This window comes from Parasediminibacterium schistidii, assembly GCF_046546515.1.
Classification (GTDB): Bacteria; Bacteroidota; Bacteroidia; order Chitinophagales; family Chitinophagaceae; genus Parasediminibacterium.
Genome location: NZ_JBKHKJ010000016.1, coordinates 62417 through 82861, shown reverse-complemented (window position 1 = coordinate 82861; position 20445 = coordinate 62417). Strand labels below are relative to the sequence as shown.

Annotated in this window: 9 protein-coding genes; 7 read left to right on the top strand and 2 right to left on the bottom strand. The window is 42.6% G+C overall.

Annotation, left to right across the window (positions count from 1 at the left end; genetic code table 11):
* The first annotated feature begins 43 nt into the window (after nucleotides 1-43).
* From ACHFIY_RS10770 to ACHFIY_RS10760, 3 genes are all read left to right on the top strand, one after another.
* The gene (locus ACHFIY_RS10770; RefSeq protein ID WP_410846099.1) at nucleotides 44-2026 is read left to right on the top strand and encodes a CBM96 family carbohydrate-binding protein; all 1983 of its coding nucleotides are present in this window, start codon (nucleotides 44-46) and stop codon (nucleotides 2024-2026) included.
* Nucleotides 2027-2851: 825 nt separating this feature from the next.
* Nucleotides 2852-5893 carry a TonB-dependent receptor gene (locus ACHFIY_RS10765; RefSeq protein ID WP_410846098.1) on the top strand — a complete coding sequence of 1014 codons (3042 nt, stop codon included), beginning with the start codon at nucleotides 2852-2854 and terminating at the stop codon, nucleotides 5891-5893.
* Nucleotides 5894-5935: 42 nt separating this feature from the next.
* Entirely contained in the window at nucleotides 5936-7360 is a 1425-nt protein-coding gene (locus ACHFIY_RS10760) for a hypothetical protein (RefSeq protein ID WP_410846097.1), read from the top strand.
* A gap of 24 nt (nucleotides 7361-7384) precedes the next feature.
* Here the strand turns inward: ACHFIY_RS10760 and ACHFIY_RS10755 are convergent, their stop codons facing one another.
* Nucleotides 7385-7834 carry an IS1 family transposase gene (locus ACHFIY_RS10755; protein WP_410846096.1) on the bottom strand — a complete coding sequence of 150 codons (450 nt, stop codon included), beginning with the start codon at nucleotides 7832-7834 and terminating at the stop codon, nucleotides 7385-7387.
* A gap of 845 nt (nucleotides 7835-8679) precedes the next feature.
* Here ACHFIY_RS10755 and ACHFIY_RS10750 point away from each other — a divergent pair.
* The 4 genes from ACHFIY_RS10750 to ACHFIY_RS10735 all read left to right on the top strand — a co-directional run bounded on the left by ACHFIY_RS10750 (nucleotide 8680) and on the right by ACHFIY_RS10735 (nucleotide 15798).
* Complete coding sequence (locus tag ACHFIY_RS10750) at nucleotides 8680-9687, top strand: family 43 glycosylhydrolase (RefSeq protein ID WP_410846095.1); 1008 nt, start codon at nucleotides 8680-8682, stop codon at nucleotides 9685-9687.
* A 125-nt stretch (nucleotides 9688-9812) separates the two neighbouring features.
* Nucleotides 9813-11564: an alginate lyase family protein gene (locus tag ACHFIY_RS10745; protein WP_410846094.1), complete on the top strand. Its 1752-nt coding sequence runs from the start codon at nucleotides 9813-9815 to the stop codon at nucleotides 11562-11564.
* Nucleotides 11565-11643: 79 nt separating this feature from the next.
* A complete protein-coding gene (locus tag ACHFIY_RS10740; RefSeq protein WP_410846093.1) occupies nucleotides 11644-13299 on the top strand; it encodes a GH39 family glycosyl hydrolase in 1656 nt (551 codons plus the stop codon).
* Nucleotides 13300-13491: 192 nt separating this feature from the next.
* Nucleotides 13492-15798: a DUF5703 domain-containing protein gene (locus tag ACHFIY_RS10735; protein ID WP_410846092.1), complete on the top strand. Its 2307-nt coding sequence runs from the start codon at nucleotides 13492-13494 to the stop codon at nucleotides 15796-15798.
* Nucleotides 15799-15852: 54 nt separating this feature from the next.
* Here the strand turns inward: ACHFIY_RS10735 and ACHFIY_RS10730 are convergent, their stop codons facing one another.
* Nucleotides 15853-20349 (bottom strand): putative Ig domain-containing protein, encoded by a 4497-nt coding sequence (locus tag ACHFIY_RS10730; RefSeq protein ID WP_410846091.1) that lies wholly within the window; start codon nucleotides 20347-20349, stop codon nucleotides 15853-15855.
* Nucleotides 20350-20445 lie beyond the last annotated feature (96 nt).

Genomic DNA, 20445 nt, shown 5'->3' with positions numbered 1-20445 from the left:
CAATCAAAGAATAAAAAATACTTCACCATCAATTTGCCTAAATATGAAAAAATATAATACTAGTTCTATTGTTACGTTTAGAAAAATGTTCTTTTTACTATGCCTAGTGTGCTGCCAAACAATACAGGCACAAACTTTCTCCCACCCTTGTGCCATGCACAAGCAGTCTGATTTCAACCGCATGAAAACAATGGTGGCAGATAGTACCGAGCCTTGGTTGTCTGGCTGGCACGCTTTGCTTGCCAATACCCATTCTTCCTCCACCTATACCATGCAGGGGCCAAAAGACACCGTTTATAGGGGAACAGGGTATCCTGAAAACTATAATAAATTGTACAATGATATTGCAGCTGCTTATGCCAATGCCTTGCGTTGGCAAGTATCTGGAAATACTACCTGTGCCGACAAAGCCGTGCAAATACTGAATGGCTGGGGTTCCACGCTAAAAGTAATCACAGGCACCTCAGATAAGTACTTGGCCGCTGGTATTTATGGCTATCAAATAGCCAATGTGGCAGAAATTATGCGTGGCTATAGCGGTTGGTCCACGGCTAATTTCAATACTTTCAAAACAATGATGCTTACGGTGTTTTACCCAATGAACCATACTTTCCTTACTACCCATAATGGTGCTTGTGTTACCCACTATTGGGCAAACTGGGATTTGTGCAACATGGCATCTATCATGGCTATTGGTATCCTTTGCGATAGCGTAAACAAATACAACGAAGCCGTTAATTATTTTAAAACAGGTAATGGCAATGGCTGCATAGACAGTGCTGTATGGCGGGTGTACCCAGGCAACCTAGGGCAATGGCAGGAAAGTGGCCGGGACCAAGGGCATAATACACTGGGTGTATCGCTAATGGGGCCTATTTGCGAAATGGCTTGGAACAATGGCACAGACTTATATGGCTATAACGACTTCAAGTTTTTTAAAGGGTGCGAGTACATTGCCAAATACAATATAGATACCAACAACGTAGTACCTTATACTACCTACAATAACTGCGATAATGTAAACCAAACCATTATTGCTGCTACGGGCAGGGGTATTTTGCGAGATTGCTGGGAAATGGTGTATAACCACTATGTAAACCGCAAGGGCTTGCCAGCCACATATACCACACAATATGCCGCCAAAGTAAGGCCAGAAGGTGGCGGCGGGCATTATGACCCAAATAGTGGCGGGTACGACCAGCTTGGCTACGGCACGCTTACGTATTCCTTGGCACCTGCTACTACTACACTTACGCCAGTGGCAGATGCTTATGTGCAGGGGGGCACAAATGCAGACACTAATTTTGGCACGGCTACTTCTATCGTTACCAAAGCCGGCACATCAGGGTTAGGGTATCGGGAAGGGTATCTTCGTTTTAATTTGGCCAGCCTTCCGGCAAATATTACAGGTGCCCGCATAAGGTTATATGTAAAGAGCAAAGAGGCCAACAGTACTCGCTCCATTTATTCGGTTGCAGATGATACCTGGGGCGAAAGCACCATTACCTACAACAATAAGCCTGCTTACAACAGCACAGCTTTAGTAACAGATAGTATTACAGGATTAGGCTACGTTGACTTTGATATTACGGGCTATATTGTAAACCAAGCCGCAGGGGATAAACTGGCCAGTGTATGTATAAAAGACCCTATAACCAACAACAATATTGGTACCGATTTTTACAGCAAGGAAAATGGTAGCAACATGCCCCAATTGGTTGTCATTACCAATCAAGTGTTTGTTGCTTCGTTAAGGAATGCTGCTGCTGCAGAGGCTGCCGTGCCATCAATTGTTTACCATTTGTATCCCAATCCAGTATGCAATTTACTAACTGTGAAACTAGATAAACAGCTTGCTAAAGATGCCAGCCTGAACATTTATAACACAGACGGAAAACTAGTACACAGTGCTAAACTTGCCAGCAACCAATTATCGGTTGACATGAAGCCATTGCAAAAAGGCACATATTTTATTGTTTTGCAAAATGGTACAGATAAGACAGTAAAAGAAGTCATTAAAATGTAATTAGCATTTTCAATTTATAAGAAAAGATCAGCAGTTTCAACCCGGTTTTTTGCAATGATGATAGGTAATATGCCTCCGTTGCAAAACCCGGGTTGTTTTATTTATATATTCACTCCATAGCCTCCGCCCCGGTTCGTATCCTCACGAACCGAGTCCAAAATAAATCCAACAATATCCCACAAGCAAATTTACCCTGCCATCAATAATAACCAGGGTAAACGCATCAAAATTCTTTTTGCTCGAATCTTAGAGTTTGACACCAGTCCTGGCATAAGACACCTTATTTTATCCGGTTTTGGCACAGCCAAAATTGAAAAAAATGCGCAGCATATTTTTTTCAAAAGATAAAATAGAGTGGCGTTGCCAGGACGAAGCCCGCCGGCTACGAGGCAAAAGGACTGAAAAGAGGTATTTTTGAATAAAGTAGGCAATTAGGGGCAGATTAAATTTTGATGCGTTTGCCCTGCAATAATAACTTTTCAAACTGCTAATAAATTTAGTATATCTTTGTCCAATATTTGGCGTAACGGATGGTGCGAAGCAACGTAGACAAATTACCGAAAACCAAATCGTAGTTCTTTTTTATGTAATATTAAAATAGTAGTTTTTGCCAAAACAAGGGTTTGAATTTATGCTCAAAAAGTGAGCAGAAATACGCTCAAAATAAGCATAAAATAGGCACAAAACACGCATAAAGTAAGCATAAAGTAAGCACAAAATACGCACAAAATACGCATGAAAAATTGAAAATGTTGTTGAAAATCAATGGGTTACATTAAAGTACATGAGTTTTGAAAAACGCTAGCATAGAAAAATGACCTCAAATTGGCAAAAACTGAAACTATATTAACAACTGAAGTTGCGTGCTTTAAAACCAAAAAGGCCTTGCTTATCTGGTGGGCAGTAACAATCCCTCATCCCCTTATTACCAAATTGTTACCATTTGCAAATGGCATTATTTGCACAAGCCTTACCAATACTTTCGCCGAAATTTTAAATAAAATGCCCCAGTTTTACACAAGGCTTTGGTTGCTTCTAGGATGTATTGTTTTTTCAACGGCTGTTTTTGCAGGTATTGTAAAAGGAAAAGTAACTGATAGTAAAACGGGCGAGCCATTGGTAGGCGCCACTGTGGTGCTGGAAGGGGGCAAAAAGAAAATAACCACCAATGTAAACCTAGATGGTTCCTATACTTTTAAGAATGTACGCGTAGGGAGTTACCATTTAAAAGTAATATTCACAGGTTATAAAACTGTTGCCATTGCCGATGTGCGTATTAAAACGCCAAATGATGTAGTAGTTATCGGTCAATCATTAGAAGAAGCTACCAGCGAATTGGATGAAGTACAGGTAACTACCAACGGCAATAAAGAATCGGACAATTCGGCTAGAAGGATAGAAAAAAACAATGATGCGTTGGAAAATGTGATGTCTGCCAAAACCATTGAGTTATCGCCTGATGTTACTGTTGCCAATTCCTTGCAACGGATGAGCGGGGTTTCTTTTCAGTCGAGCAGCAGTGGCGAGGGCAAATATGCCATTATCCGTGGTATGGATCAGCGGTACAATACTACCCTAATCAATGGCATACCCATCCCCAGCCCTGATGATAGGTTTAGGTATGTGCCTATGAACCTATTCCCTTCGGATATTTTGCAAAGGCTGGAAGTGGTAAAAGCATTAACGCCTAACATGGAAGGCAATGCCATTGGTGGCGTGATGAACCTGGTAATGAAGGATGCACCCAACAAAGAAGAATTCAGGGTTTTTGCTGCGGGTGGTGGCAATACCTTGTTCAACGACCGCCCTTATGCTTCCTTCCCGCATGGCGGCATCAATAAAAAATCGCCTTATGAATTAACAAATGGCGGTAATGCTACAGACTCTTCCTTCACTACAAACAACTTGAAACTTACACCTAGGAAACAGCCTTTTAACCTTCAAACAGGACTGACTTTTGGCAACCGCTATTTCCATAAAAAACTGGGTTTTGTATTGAGCCTTAGCTATCAAAGCTTTTTCCGCGGTACTGACCAAACATTGATTACCCAATATCCTGGATCCAGAATTATTGGTAATGCTTATGGTGTAAGTGGCGCAACTATCAATAACTATCCTGTTTTGGATCAGGTATTTAAAAATACCATTTCCACAGGGCAAAAGCGGTTTGCATTAAACAACAAGTTCGACTACATCATCAACAATCGAAACAAAATTTCCTTGTACAATTTGTTTGTACACTTGGACGAATTTCAAACAAGGGTACAAGGGGATACGGATGTAAATGCAACCCCGGGAGCTGTTTCTTACAGTACAAGAACAGGTTGGCGCATACAATCTATTTACAACACCACTTTACATGGTGAGCACAAGTTGGCCAATAGGGTAATGTTGGATTGGAGTGCAACTTATTCATTAGCCAAGCAGCAGCAACCAGATTTGGCATCTTACGGGTACGATGCTAGTTACCAAAAACCGGGGTTTCCTATTCAGTATTATCCTGCCGACTCTGGCAAGCCGGCTTCTTTAAAGCACACTTGGTCGCATAATAAAGACCAAGATGTTGCTGGGTATATTAATTTGACTCTAAAAAGAAATATTGCCCATAGGGATGTTGAGTTTGGTTTTGGCGGCATGTTCCGTGAAAAAACAAGGGAGAACTTTTATAGAACCTACTCATTGTCGGTTTCTGGCAATAGTGCGCAAATTATTACAGATTTAGATTCTTTTCATTACCAGTTTAACCCAACAAATAGCAATCCTGCATCTGGTACCACAGGTACAGCCCGTAACTTTTCCATAACCGAAGACGTTGCCGCTGCTTATGCGCAATTTAAGTTTATGGCAACTACTAACTTGCAGATATTGGGTGGTGTACGCTTCGAGAATACCGACCAACATTATACTACCGACCTTATACCTATATTGACTACAAAGTATGGGCATATTTATTATTATGATTTCTTGCCAAGCCTGCATTTGAAATATAGCCTTAATAGCCGCCAAAGCATTAGGGCATCTTATTTTAGGAGTTTCATAAGGCCGTCTTTTGCCGAAATACTTCCTTCCTTAATTCCTGCGTCTGAAACAGAAGCTTATGCGCAACAAGGCAACCCTTATTTAAAACACACTACTGCGGATAACTATGATATACGCTTTGAAATATATCCCAAAAAAGGGGCTGGGCAGTTATTGATAGGAGCTTTTGTAAAAAAGATTTACAATCCAATAGAGGTTACGTTCAGCCACTCTAATATAACGGGTAATACTTCATCCCCAGGAACGAATATCTTAACACCTACCAATGTGGGCAATGTTACCAATGCAGGGTTAGAATTTTTAATAGTACACTATTTAGGCAAGTTTGGCATAAGTGCCAACTATACCTACACGCACAGCGCTACCACTACCAGTAAAAATTATTTTACTATTGATGCACTTAGTGGAAGCAGGACAGATTCTGTTAACCAAACAAGGCCATTACAAGGGCAAGCCCAACATATTGGCAATGTATCGTTGTTGTTCAAGGATAATAATAAACTAGGGTTGGACATGCAGTTGGCTTATGTTTATACGGGCGAGCGCATACAATTGGTAAATTCTTATTACAATTTGGATACTTGGCAGTCACCTTTTGGCCAGCTAGACTTTTCGTTTACAAAAAAGATAGTAAAAAAGGTAGAAGTATATGGTAAAATAATAAACCTCACCAACGAGCATACAAGGTATTTTATAAAAAATCCTTATTACAATTCTGCTAAAAACACCAATGCCCTTCCATTTCAGGACAAGCCAGGCAAGGAGATTTTTGTGCAGCAAGATATTTTTAAAACATCCTATTTATTGGGAGTGAGGTACAGGCTATAATTTCTTAAAAGTAAAGCAATAGTAATGAACTATAAATTTTTAATGGACCTATTATTTGTTTGTGTTATCTGGCAAATATGTTCTTGTACAAAGTTTAGTACAGACAACAATAACATTGCCCCGGCAGTACCCGTAGCGGTAGTACCTATTACAGACTCAGTGCCTTTGTGTGGAAGTATTTCAGGTACCATGCTTGCTGGGAAAACCTATATTATTAGTTGCGATATATTGGTAGATACAGGCAAATCACTTACCATCCAGCCTGGCGTGAAGTTGATTTTCCAAAACCAAGCAGGCGTTATAGTAAAAGGAAACTTATTTTCCCTAGGCACAAAGGAAAACCCTATATGGTTTACAGTGGCAGGGCAAACCAAAACCGATAACCCCAAGATTGGCTACAAAGCCTCCAAGGACTCTGCATTTGCCGGACTTTGGAAAGGCGTGGCGGCAGATGTTACATGCAATTACCTTGTCTTTAAATGGACACATTTGGAATATGTGGGTTCGCTTGCCGGATATACTGGGGGTGTTGCTAATTCGCAATATTTTAGCGTGTCTGGTCAAAAGCAAACAGACAATGGGTATGCTGTTTTTTTCTCTAATACCAAAGGCTATTTGGTTTTTGAAGACTCCTGGGTATATGGGTGTATCAACGATGCCATCCGTGTAGGTGGGGGTGGCGGCAAATTTGCCATTATGCGTAGCACGTTTGAAAAATGTGGCAAATCCAGCAACGATGGCTTGAACATTAAATCAGGTGGGGTAGGGGTACTCGCCTATAATTTATGCGTAGGCGGTGCTACCAACTCACTAAAAGCGGCCAACTCCGGTGCAGTTGCAGGGGTGCCCACCTGCAACGTAGATGCCTACAACAATACCATTGTCAATTCAGGGTATAGGAACGCCAGCACAAAAGGCGGGTCTATCAATTATGAGAACAGTGCAAGGGGCAGGGTTTTTAATAACTTGATGGTGAATTGTAAATATGGGTTAAGGCTTAGTACTCTTTTGCCAGACACGGCATATATGTATAATGGCAATTATGGGTACAATTATTATTGGGCAGATAGCCTTTCCGTAGCCAACGAGTTTATCCCTTTTACGCCAGGTTCCGTCACCAAGCCAGTAGCTACCGATTTCCCCAACCCATTTACATACCTCCCTGCCAATTACAACTACCAGCCAGATGCATCCTACGATGGCAGTTCTGCGGTACAAGTAGGCAATCCTTTGTTTCTGAACTATCCATTGCCTGTAAAAGGTGGTTATAATTTAGGCGACATCAACGCCATTGGCAACTTTAACTTTGGTCTTCAGGCCAGTTCGCCTTGTATTGGAATTGGCTTTAAAGGCTTCTCGCCCTTACAGGTAGTGCCTACCGACCCTATTTATGGTGTAACGGAATTTACGCTCCCTGGTAGCGATATTGGCTGCTACCAATTTAACGGAACTGGCAACAGGCATTAAATTTTTGGTAGTGGTACAATATATTTATTTATGTTTAAGGTTGTAGTAATAAGCCCAAAGTTTAAAATGAAGGTTTAGCATATATTCCTTTTTTGAGAATGAAAGACTTTTGCGTACCAATCTGATAAATCGTTGCCTTATGGTGTTATTATGCCTTTCGATATGTGCTGTTTCCCCTGTTTCATTGCCCACTTTTTTGTGGGTTTTCTCGGGGATACAATTATAGGCTTTCCAGAAATCAGAAAAGATGTTGCATTTTAAATAGTCATACGGCAGATTTCGCCACATCTCTTTGCAAGAAGCCATGCTTCCATCCCCAAGGAAGAAAGAAACAATTTGCCTTGTTCGCCTGCATTGTGCTATCCATATACTTATATGGTAAATTTTAAACAAGAAAAAAGTAAACACTTCGTCCACTTCTAAAATTGAGTTTCCTTTTTCGGCAGGGATGATGGTTGATTTAAAATCGGGCAACGACTGGGCATTTTTTTTACCACCTTAAAATAGAAACATGACTCACGTCAAAAATACGGCCTGTTGAACGGAAACTGCTCGTTTACGTGTAGGTACGGGATATTTGTTCCATATCTAGGACGCGGCTGGGTTGACGGTAATCCAAAACACGCGTTATATTGCAATCTTTACAACGGTAACACTGTTGTTGTACGCATTTTTACCATTTAGGATGATATTGGGACTTTGACAATTGTGACATATTCGTAAAAATGATAACATAATAAATGCTTTCATGTATAAAAGAAATAATAATAACTATATTGTACCATTACCAAACCATTCTATTATAATTAAAGTTTTTCAAGGAAAGAAGGCGTTTTTTTAAGAACAGTTTTATTGCTTTATCAGGTGTTGCGTTTATACCGTCTTTGCTAGATGCACAAAAAATAACACCAATAAATAGCTTAAGCGCTCATGCCAATGCCACTTTAAAAGAAACAATTAAAACTGATGCCCAGGATGTTTTGAAATGGGAAAGGACAATACAACCTTGGAATTGTGTGTTGATAGAAGGGTAAATGCCTAAAAAGATATTTATATCCTGCCATTTGTAGCGAGTATTGCAAACGTCCTTTCGCTAAGTGCTATATTTTTTCTTAGTGGCTCTTTGAGCCTTGCTGACTTTGTGGTAACCTTATTTTTATTCTAAACACGGTTAAGGCTAAATAAAATCATACACCTATGCATAAACGGTTAATCAAAAATATTTTAGTAAGTTGCACCTCAAAAAGCCCCTGTGGAACATTAATAATTAACTCAAACAGGTTTTAAACAATTATCAAAGTAGGATTAAAATTATGTACATGAAATTAAAAAGATTAATTGCCTTTTCGTGTTTTTGTGGCTTTGCCCAAATAATCTTCGCCCAAAAAGAAACAATTATTAAACCAAATGAATTATGGCCAGATGACAAGGGGAACCATATACAGGCACATGGTGGCGGTATTATTAAACTGGGCAAAACCTATTATTGGTATGGCGAGGAGAGGGCGCAAGGGCTTGACAGCAACTACCGCTATGTGAGTTGTTATGCTTCCAAAGACTTGATGAACTGGACATTTAAAGGGGATGTTGTAAAAATGAGCGACCCAGACAGCATGGGCGCAAAATGGATATTGGAAAGGCCAAAAGTTTTTTATAATAAAAAAACTAAGAAATATGTGATGTATATGCACATCGATAGCAAAAATTACAAAACAGCACAAGTAGCCATAGCTGTATGCGATAAGCCTGATGGGCGATTCAAATATGTAAAAAGGTTCCGGCCGCTAGGGCATGAAAGCCGCGACATAGGGCAGTTTATAGATGATGACGGCACGCCCTACCTTGTTTTTGAAGACCGCCCCTTTGGTTTTCGGATTGCCACTTTATCGGCCGATTATATGAATGTAGAAAAAGAAGTGTGCCTTATACCTGCACACATGGAAGGGGGTGCAATAGTGCATTACAAAGGTTTGTATTACTCAATAGGATCGGCACTTACGGGCTGGAAAGCAAACCCTAATAAATATGCTACTGCCAAATCCCTTAGCGGCCCATGGTCTGAATTCAAAGACATTGCTCCGCCCGAAACCAATACTTATGGGGGGCAATCTACCATGTTGCTAAAAGTAGAAGGTACAAAAGGAACAACTGTTATTTTTTTAGCCGATGTATGGAAGCCTAAAACACAATGGGATTCCCGCTATATCTGGATGCCTTTGGAAATTGGGGATGGGAAATTGTGGGTGCCTGAACCCAAACCATGGACTATTGATGTAAAAACAGGAGAAAATAAATTAGTTGAGGCACTAAATGTTGGCCAAAACTAATAGGGGGCGCACGCAAAAATATTAGCTATTTAAGTGTTTAAGAATTGTAGGAATTTCTGTAATGTTATGATATGGTAAAGGGTTAGATATTAAGAGGAAAATATAAGATTAGATAAAAAATTAAAATGGCTACAATTAAAAAAAAGACTAAAGGAATCCATTGCTTGATAATAATTATGCTTTCTTGTTTAGGATGGTGCAATGTGGCATATACCCAGGTATTTGTACATCCTGGCATTCCCTTTACCACTTATGACCTAGATCAATTGAGGGCAAATATAAAAAAAGAACCTTGGAAGTCGGCTTACAGGGTGCTTGAAGCGGATCCCCATTCCCGTTTATCTTATACAATGCAAGGCCCTTTGGCTTATGTAACAAGGTCGCCACATGTAAACAGGTCGCAGTGGCTTAATGATATGCAAGCCATCCATCACCTTACGTTTATGTGGGTTTTTACCAAGGATGCCGATTATGCAAAAAAAGCCACTGAAATGCTAAATGACTGGGCAGTAACAAATACATTTTGGGGTGGCGATGAGGCGATACTGGACTTGGGGGATTGGGTACAATATTATGCAACTGCTGCGGATATATTAAAATCCACCTATCCGGGATGGACGGCTAGCACCACGGCTAATGTACGAAATTATTTTGCCAATGTATTGTGGCCTACCCTTGATGTACCCAACCCAGTAAGAGGAGCTAACCAAGGTGCGGATGCCATTAAAGCTGCTATTGGGATAGCTGTTTTTTTAGATGATTCAGTTAAATTTAACCAGGCAATTGCATCGCTTCGTGGCGATCCTGCTGGAGGATTGGGGAATTCCCTTAGCAATGGGCAAGTTGGTGATTGTGGCCGTGACGAGGGTCATACTGCAGGTCAAATATGGAATTTGGCTTGGGCGGCAGAAGTAGCTTGGAAACAAGGGATTGATATTTTTGGAGACCTTGATAACCGTCTTCAAAAAACAGAAGAATTGTATGCAAGGTATAATATAGACACCAGTGGCGTAAAATATATCCGTTTTGGAAACCCTTATGAATGTTACTGGAATAAGTTTGGGTGGACAGGAAATGCCCGCCGTAGTTCGCCATCCTACAATATTATCCAAGCGGCCTACGCCATCCGCAAAAGTATCCCAACGCCTTATACAGAAAAGCTTCGGGACATGGTAAAGGAAACCAAAAATGGCTTCTTGTATAGGAAAAGTGCAGATACTTCTACCGCGAGGTTGTTACCACCAATTATTCATCCTTTTGCGGTAAGTGAATGCTTATTAAAGAGTATAGATATAGGAAATACGGGATTAGCGGGAACGTCAACAAAAAATGGTGGTACCTGGACTGTTAAAGGAGCGGGTGCAGACATACCAATACCTTCTTCTCAAGATGTGCCAGATGCTTTTCAATTTACTTACAAAATGGTAAAAGGCGATGCAGTAATGATTGCGCAAGTAACTTCTATAGAGAATACAAACAGCGAAGCAAGGGCAGGGCTTATGCTGCGAGAATCACTTGCGCCTAATGCGAAATATGTTGGTATTTTTTTGCAACCAGAAATTGGGATAAAAACTACTTGGCGAGGAGCAACTGCTTTTTGTAAAACAGATGTATCTTGGGCTATACCAACACAAACACCAAGGAACTATGAATTCCATGAAAGGTTAAAAGCACCTTATTGGCTAAAGATAGAGCGTTTAGGAAACAGGGTAACAGTTTATCATTCGCTAGATGCCATAAATTGGACTTGTTTAGAAAATGTAGAAATACTGCTGCCCACTATAGCATATATAGGCTTGTGTGTAACATCTCACGATATTTCAGTGTTGAATACTGCTACTTTTAGTGACGTGGCTGTAGGAGACAACAACAAATAGATAATTGATATTATTAAAAAGTGAACATAAGTAGTTCAAAACAATTAGATTATTAATCATTCAATGCATATATCATACAATGGAAAGAAGGGATTTTATTAAGAACAGTTTTATTACTGCATCAGGGGCTGCATTTATACCGTCTTTGCTATATGCACAAAAAATAACACCAATAAATAGCTTAAGTTCTGTAATAGATGCCAATGCACCTGGGATACCATTAACCCATTTCTGGAGTAAATGCGTTGGGGCTGGCCGTGCCAATGAAGGCTTGCGTGCAAGCTGGCTGGAGCAGATGGAATTGGCTAAGAAACACTGTGGCTTCCAGTTTTGCCGTTTCCATGGGCTTTTCCACGACGATATGTGCGTGTACAAGGAAGAAAAAGGCAATGCCATATACAATTGGCAATATATAGACGACTTGTTCGACAGGATGCTGGCCATAGGCGTAAAACCTTTTGTGGAACTTGGGTTCATGCCCAAAGACATGGCCAGTACCACTGCCCAGCAGTTTTGGTGGAAAGGCAATGTGTCGCCGCCAAAAGACCATGCAAAGTGGGCTGAATTGGTTAGCAATTTTGTGAAGCACTGCATCAGCCGCTATGGCATGGACGAAGTGAAAAGCTGGTACTTTGAAGTATGGAACGAGCCAGACCTGCATGGTTTTTGGGACGGCACAAAATCGCAGTATTTTGAATTGTACAAAACATCGGTATTAGCTATCAAAGCCATAGACAAAAGCCTCCGTGTAGGTGGCCCATCAACCAGCAACTTTGTGCCTGACGAGCGTTTTGATGGTGAGGTAGAAGATAAAACCAAGCACAAGACATTAACGGTGAAAGACATCAATACCCTTGACTGGCACGGCGTGTGGATAAAAGACTTTTTGGCTTATTGCACCAAGGAAAACCTGCCTGTCGATTTTATTTGCACGCACCCTTACCCTACGGACTGGGCATTGGACCCCGACACAAAAAAGGGTGCAGGCAGGGTACGGAAAGTAAATGCCACAACCGAAGACTTGCAATGGCTAAAGAAAACAGTAGCCGAAAGTGCCCATAGCAAAGCCGAAATACACTGTACTGAATGGAGCAGCAGCCCCTCGCCAAGGGACAGCACGCACGATTCTTTACAAGCAGCCACTTATGTGATAAAAGCAAATGTGGACTCCATTGGCCTAGTTGATTCTTTGTCTTACTGGACATTTACCGATGTGTTTGAAGAAAAAGGGGCAGGGGACAGTATATTCCATGGCGGTTTTGGGTTGATTAATTACCAGGGCATTGCCAAGCCTGCTTTCCATGCATACCGCATGCTGAACCGCTTGGGCGATGAGGTTTTGCACAAGGAGGAAGGCATGATCGTAACCCGCCATTCCAATACAAAAAAAACAACCACCCTGCTTTTCCACTACCCATCCGAAAGGAAAGACGTGGTTGACGGCAATGTGGAGGAAGTATTGAACATGGGCACGCCCCGCAAGTTTACTTTGGATATAAAGGGCTTGAAGCCACTGGCCAACATCACGATTGAAACATTGGACAGGAACCACGGTTTTGCTTTCCCAAAATGGAAGGCAATGGGCAGCCCCGAGCCACCTACAAGGGAACAAACCAAGCAATTGAAAGAAGCCGCTTTTGCCACGTTGAAAGAAAAAGCAAGTGCCAATGCGCAAGGCGGCCTGAAATGGGAAAAGACATTGCAGCCCTGGGATTGTATATTGATAGAAGGGTAAAGGGCTGAATAGGAAAATCGGCACATCATTTAGCACAACCGATTGTGCTTGCCTATGAAAATCAGAATCACGTAATGGCATTGTACGGCGGCCTGCATGTAGGGGGGGATTGCATACGCCCTTTTCTTCTTTCTTTTTTCTTAGTGCTGCTTTGAGCCTAGGTGCCTTCGTGGCAATCATTAACTCCTTGATATGAAAAAATTTGCACCCTACTTTTTCTACTTAGCCCTTTTCACGGCAATGCTCCCTGCTGCAAAAGCACAGCAAACAACCAAGACCAATGAATATGCCGTTACTTGGAACGAGCCAGGCAAAGACTATAAAAGCTCCATGCCCTTAGGCAATGGCGACCTTGGAATAAACCTATGGACAGAGGAAAATGGGGACATTGTTTTCCTGATAAGCAAAACAGATGCTTGGACAGAAAACGGCCAATTGGTAAAGCTAGGCCGCGTAAGGGTAAAACTTAGCCCCAGCCCATTTACCAAAGATGCTTCTTTCAAACAAGTATTAAACCCTATTACAGGCGAAGTAACTGTTACGGCAAACAACTCCACCTTGCGTGCTTGGGTAGATGCGAATGCCCCTGTAATACACTTGGAGCTAAACACGGAGAAGCCAACCGTGCTTACAGCCAATGTTGAATTATGGCGCAACGAGTACAGGGTTACCAAAAACAAAGGGCTTGAATTGGAGGGAAGGGGTGCATTAAGGGAATTGCAAGGCCTGCCAGCTGGCGAAGTAACCATTGATCCAGACACGGTTTTGGCAGCAAACGGCAACCGTTTGCTATGGCTTCACCACAACCAACGAAGCACTTACCCTATAGTGCTGGAAAACCAGCACTTGGAGGCTTTACTTACTAAATACCCAGACCCTTTGTTGAATAGGTCTTTTGGTGTAGCAATGAAGGGCAAGGGGCTGGTGGCTGGCGGTGATAAAATGCTGCAATCACCCAAGCCTCAAACCACTTATCAGCTTGACTTATACGCTTTGACAGAACAAACGGACATTACTGCATGGCAGAAAGACATCCTGCAACTGGTAACTAAAACCGATGCTGTGCCCTTGGAAAAAGCCAGGCAAGCACACCAGCAATGGTGGGATAAATTCTGGAACCGAAGCTGGATAAAAGTAACTGGCGATGCCAATGCCGATAAAGTAACACAAGGCTATGCCATGCAACGCTGGATGTGCGGGGCTTCTGGCAGGGGTGCAATGCCTATAAAATACAACGGCAGCATTTTTACAGTAGGGCAGGAGCCTGCGCCAGACAAAATATATGACCCTGCAAAAGGCCAGGTGGATCCAGACTTTAGGGCATGGGGCGGCAATTTGTGGTTCCAGAACCAGCGGCTACTCTATTGGCCAATGATTGCTGCCGGGGATACAGACCTGCTAATGCCCTTCATCAATATGTACCTAAAAGCATTGCCCTTGGCAAAAGACCGCACGAAGCTGTATTTTAAACACGATGGTGCCTGCTTCCCGGAGACTATCTATTTCTGGGGTACACCCAATAGCAGCGATTTTGGCTGGGGTAACAGAGAAGTGATGATCAAAAATACATGGATACGCCACTATGTATCTGGAGGGTTGGAGCTAACTAATATGATGCTGGATGCCTACGCCCAAACACAAGACGCCAAGTATTTAAAAAATACCTTATTGCCCTTGGCAACGGAAATAACCACTTACTACGACAAACACTGGAAACGTTCCGGCGGGAAAATAAGAATGGACCCGGCACAAGCCATAGAAACTAGGCAGCAAGCCGTAAACCCAACGCCCGATATTGCAGGGTTGTTATGTGTATTGCCAAGGCTGTTGGCCTTGCCTGAAAACAGCACTACCCCACAACAAAGGGCTATGTGGAAACAAACCCTTACAGATTTGCCCCCAATTGCGCAAGGAAAAACAGATGCGGATGGAAAAGTGCCACAATTGCCTACGGATATGGTATCAAATGGTACAACTATCATTTTGCCAGCGGAAACTTTTTCTAAAACAAACAATTCAGAAAACCCTGAATTATACGCTGTATTCCCCTTTAGGTTATATGGCGTGCAGCAGCCAGATGTAGAGCTGGCAACCAATACTTTCCATGCCCGCCGTTTTAAAAGCAGCACCTGCTGGGGGCAGGATGGTATAGAAGCGGCTGTATTAGGATTGGCAGACACGGCCAAAAAAGAAGTAACCGCCAACTTTACCACTTACGGCAGCGAAAAATTCAAGTGGTTCTGGTCAAAAGGGCACGATTATGAGCCAGACATGGACAATGGAGGGGCAGGGCAAATAATACTGCAAAACATGCTGCTGCAAAACCGTGGCGACAAAATACTTCTGTTCCCCGCATGGCCAAAAGGGTGGGATGTAGACTTTAAATTATATGCCCCTAAAAACACAATTGTAGAAGGTGTTTTAAAAGATGGCAAACTACAGCAATTAAAAGTAACACCCGAAGCAAGAAAGAAAGATGTGGTGAATAAACTGGAATAGGCACTAAGGGCAAAAAAAGTGTAAGTTGTTACTATTTCTTATCTCTTAAAAGACTTATTTCCAATATTTGCTAATTAACATCTTCAACATTGCTTCATTATTTATCTGTAACCAATAAGTGCCATTAGCAAGGGCATTTCCAAAATAAACTTGCAATGTATTGGAAACCATCATTTTTTGTTGGTGCCAAACTGTATTGCCAAAGGCGTCTAATAGTTTTATATCTACTTGTTTATTGGTAGCGTTATCGCACTTTATTACGCAATTGCCTGTGTTTACCGGGTTTGGGTAAACCGACCAGCCACGCTGTGCAACAACGTACCTTACCAAGCGAGTTCCCAACTCCTTAGAAGTGCCGTCTTTGTCCACCTCCAATAATTTGTAGTAATTATTCCCAATAGCTGGGTTGTTGTCCAGCCATTCGTAGGTATGCATGCCATCCCCAAGCGATGACACTGTGGCTACTTGGCTATAATTGTTGCCATCAGCACTCCGCAGCAATATAAAATGGCTGTTGTTTTGTTCATTCAAAGCCGTCCACCTTACGGCTATCTTGTCTTTTTTCCATGCGGCTTGGTAATTTACCAACGTAAGTGGAAGCAAGCTGCAATCGGTAGAAACAGTTACACTATCAAATACGGCAATATCCAAAGCTGGCAACCTAGATGTAACAGCCACGCCTACCAGCATACTGGCATTCATCGTAAAGGTTTTTGAACCTATTGTTTCCCAGTTGCTACTATCTAACGAGGCATAGCCTGTAAAACTATTGCTATCCCTGTCTATACGCAACCATACAGGTATATCTAAAGGAATTCCCGTGCCAACCCCCGAGGTGCTGCCACCGCTTGAAGTACGAGCTATTGCATATGCGTTTCGGTTGGCATCTGCAAAAACTGTAAAATGCTTTGCATTGGCAGCGGTAGATTCCCTCACCATCAGGGCTACTTTGTCTTTAGGGCTGCCACCACCACCTGCCGCTAACTTCCTTGTTGATAGCCTGGCAACAATACTGGTTGCAGTGGAACAAACCACGGGCTGGTACAAATAATTAAACCCGTCTGAAGTGCCGCCAATATCATTGCCGGCACCTGCAACTGTAAACTCGCCCGTGGGCCCATTATAAGCACCATACCCATTTAAAGCCGTGCCAATATCAGTATCAACCCATGGAGCCGGGGGTACATCCTGTATAATAAAACTAACAGTAGCCTTTCCCGTACCGCCAGCATTGGTAGCATATACCACTACTGAATAAGTGCCTGCTTTTGTTGGTGCACCCGACACAATACCTGTTAGGGTATCCAACACCAAACCAGATGGCAATGTAATAGCTTTGAAGGAATAGGGCGTAATGGTTGCATTGATAGCATAACTAAATGATTTGGTTACTACACCATGCACCGAGCTTGCACTAATGATAACTGGTGCTGGCGGAAGCCCTACCAATATAACCAGTTTACGGCTTCCTACACCGCCAGTATTAACGGCATAGATGGTTAAATGAACAGTAGCCGTGCTTTGCAATGTGCCTGTTATAATGCCCTTTATACTATCCAAAGACAAAGAGGCGGGCAGGCTATCTGCTCTGAAAACCGTTGGACTATTGGTTGCGGCTATCTGGTAACTGAATACAATGCCCACATAAGCCTTTGCGGTATCGCTGCTGGTAATAACAGGTTTGTTGGGGTTTATAACCACCAATGTAAAATTTACCGTGCCAACACCTGTACTATTGGTAGCACTTACAGGTATAACAAATGTGCCAGCCACAAGGGGTGAACCAGATATAATGCCATTCTGCGCATTGATAGTTAAGCCAGATGGCAAGTTTGTAGTGGCAAAAGCTTTAGGCGATTGATAAGCTGCAATGGTATAAAAATAAGGTGTGCCTATATAAGCCGTATCTGTGCCTGCATTTGAAATTTGCGGGGCTGGGGCTTTGAAACCAGCCGTGGATGTTTCCATTGAATTATAACTTGTGCCATTATTATTTATTGCTGCAACCACATAGTAATAGTTACTGCCACGCATAAGTGTGTTATCTGTAAATGTAGTATCGGTAATGGCTGTGGCTATATCTGTATATCCTCCCCCTTTTATGAGCGAACGCCTCACGGTATAACTTGTGGCTCCTGCCGCCGAACGCCATGTTAAAGTAGTTTTAATGGCAGTAGTGCCTGATAAATATAGCAATAAAGGGGCTTTAGGTATAGGAACGGTGTCAATATAGTTGTCCAGGTACAATATAGCGGTGGATAAAGGCGAAAGGTCAACATTGCCCGTATAAGTTTTCCCTGAAACCACATCAGGGGCAGCCTTAAAGCCATTGGGTACCTGCAAAGTGAAATTTTTAAAAAAGCTGCTATTCATCCCTATCAGGAATTTGCCAAACCTAAAGGAATAAGCATCTGCCTTGCCCATAAAAGGCCCGTAGGAAGAGCTGCTTGTGATTCCTGCTGGGGGCACGGCTAACCCATTGGCCGCAACTGGCAGTTTTTCTCCTGCGTAAATATTCACGGGGTTGTCAAATGGCGTATATCCTGAACCCCCCATACCATCAGCATAATTGGGCCTTGTAATGTACTGTCCGCTGTAAGTAAACAGAGGGTTGGTTTCCAAAACGCCATACTGGTCATAATTAGGGGTGCTGTAATGGAAACGTGCCACGGCACTAATGGCACTTTGTGCTTTTGCCTGCCAGTAAGGCTCTATCCATAATCGCTCGTTGTTTTTCTTTACCGCAGCTATACCTGTTTCTTCATCAGCCCACGCAAAATCAGGCTGGCCTTCTGTCATAGGCAGTCGTTTCCCATTGTCGGAAGCATTTTTTATTGTATTATAATCGCCAAAAACATCTAGGCCTTCAGGTGTTATGGCAAGTGCATTACTCAACACAACAAAAAATTGGTTGTCGTTCAGGCATTGTTTGGCATAGCCAATACAATCTGCATCTAAAGTTGTTGCAGCAACTGCAAGTGGGCCGCCGCCCCCTGCCTTGTCGCCATAAGCCAATCCATCTGCATATTCACCATCTACTTCCCCGGCACCACGCCATGCCAGCAAACCAATACCTTCCATGCCAGTATAATAACTGCTGCCGCTTACCTGCACGGCAGGCCTGCGGAAACTAACACGGGCTTTCAGCATTTTAATGGCTTGCTGCCTAAATTTCTCATTACCTGTGTATTTGTAAAAAGCCGCCGCGTGTTGCTGCATTTCGCCATAGGCCAAGCCCACATACCCATTCTCCCTGGAAAGCCCTTTTTGTGTAACTTGATAATAATTTGAACCCGCATTTAGCGAACTAGTATTTGCGCTAGTATCATCTGCACCTAGCCAAGGGCTTATCCCAATACTTTCCATCAGGTAGCGCTGGGCAAGTTGTTCTGGGAGTGCCCTACTATCGCTTAGCGCCAGCAGGCCCTTATTGGCTTTGTAAATACTTTCATCGGCAAGCAGGCATTGGTTGGTAATAAACCGCCCATCACGGTTTGCCCGGCCTGTGTTCCTGCTAGCGGTTAGTATATCGCCCCAAGCCTGCCTATGTGTTTTAAAGCCAGCTATTGCCCCATAGTTGGTAGTGGCATCCAATGTGTTTTGTAATTGTTCCCTCAACAAATAAATGGCATAACCCAGATGGCCGTACCGGCCGCCCCATGCCTCGTTTGCACCCCCATTCACAGCCCCGTTATCGGTGTAATAATCTGCAGCAAAAGCATCTAGTAAAGCCGTTACTTTGGTAACCACCGCTGGATTATTATAGCCAGCCATGCCGGCCAAGAAGTAAGATTTTGCCAAATATTCTACATCTGTGGTGCTAAAAGCAGTAACACTTGTAGCCGTATTTAGCCTATTGTTAATACGGTTATTAACTTGGTTATAGTAAGTACCCCCTTTGTTTAGCACAGACACCGTAGGTGTTGGCATAACAGTGGAAGCAGGTGTTTTGCCTTGTGTCTCGGTACTCACATCCAGATAGGGGTCTATATGCGTAAACGCTTTGTAAATACCCCTGGAAGGTTGTGTCATATAAAACTGGTAGCTGCCATTGGGTGGGCCGCCGTTCCCTAACCCATAAAGGCGCCCAGCAGAAATTATTTTTAGCGTAACCGATGTTTTGCCTTTGGTTAAAGACAAGGGCAGCATAGTAGTGGAATAAAAAAAGCGGCCAGGCAATGGCTGCTTGCTGCCAACTACACTTAAACATGTATAATCGCCTTCGTGGCGGTAGCCTACTTGGTAATTAATGCCATTAAGGGGTGCATACAAATACAACCTGCCTGCCGTGGTGATTGTGCCATCGTCCCCACCCCATAATTTTATGGTGAAGTAATTACGGTTTACAGGATCTACTTTCATGATAAAAGTGAGGCTGCCGCCGTAAATATTGGATGTGGCAGGTACAAGGCATTGCCTTGCGGGTTGGCCAAGGCTGCCCGCCAGTATTTTTGTGTTGCTGGCAATAAGCGTATGGCCCTGTTCAGAAAGTGTATCCCCAAAACGAATGGAGTCAACCAATTGGGCGTTTAGCAAATTTGTAACAAGCACTAATAAGATTATTAGACAGTTCTTTTTAAGCATATTTTTTGTTGTATAAATTTTATTCATAGTGGCGTGTTGATGCTGTACGGTAAAAAGCATTTT

Excerpts from the sequence above, each read along its gene's own strand:
- ACHFIY_RS10770 (WP_410846099.1), top strand. The coding sequence starts at position 44 with ATGAAAAAATATAATACTAGTTCTATTGTTACGTTTAGAAAAATGTTC.
- ACHFIY_RS10760 (WP_410846097.1), top strand. The coding sequence starts at position 5,936 with ATGGACCTATTATTTGTTTGTGTTATCTGGCAAATATGTTCTTGTACA.
- ACHFIY_RS10750 (WP_410846095.1), top strand. The coding sequence starts at position 8,680 with ATGAAATTAAAAAGATTAATTGCCTTTTCGTGTTTTTGTGGCTTTGCC.
- ACHFIY_RS10745 (WP_410846094.1), top strand. The coding sequence starts at position 9,813 with ATGGCTACAATTAAAAAAAAGACTAAAGGAATCCATTGCTTGATAATA.
- ACHFIY_RS10740 (WP_410846093.1), top strand. The coding sequence starts at position 11,644 with ATGGAAAGAAGGGATTTTATTAAGAACAGTTTTATTACTGCATCAGGG.
- ACHFIY_RS10735 (WP_410846092.1), top strand. The coding sequence starts at position 13,492 with ATGAAAAAATTTGCACCCTACTTTTTCTACTTAGCCCTTTTCACGGCA.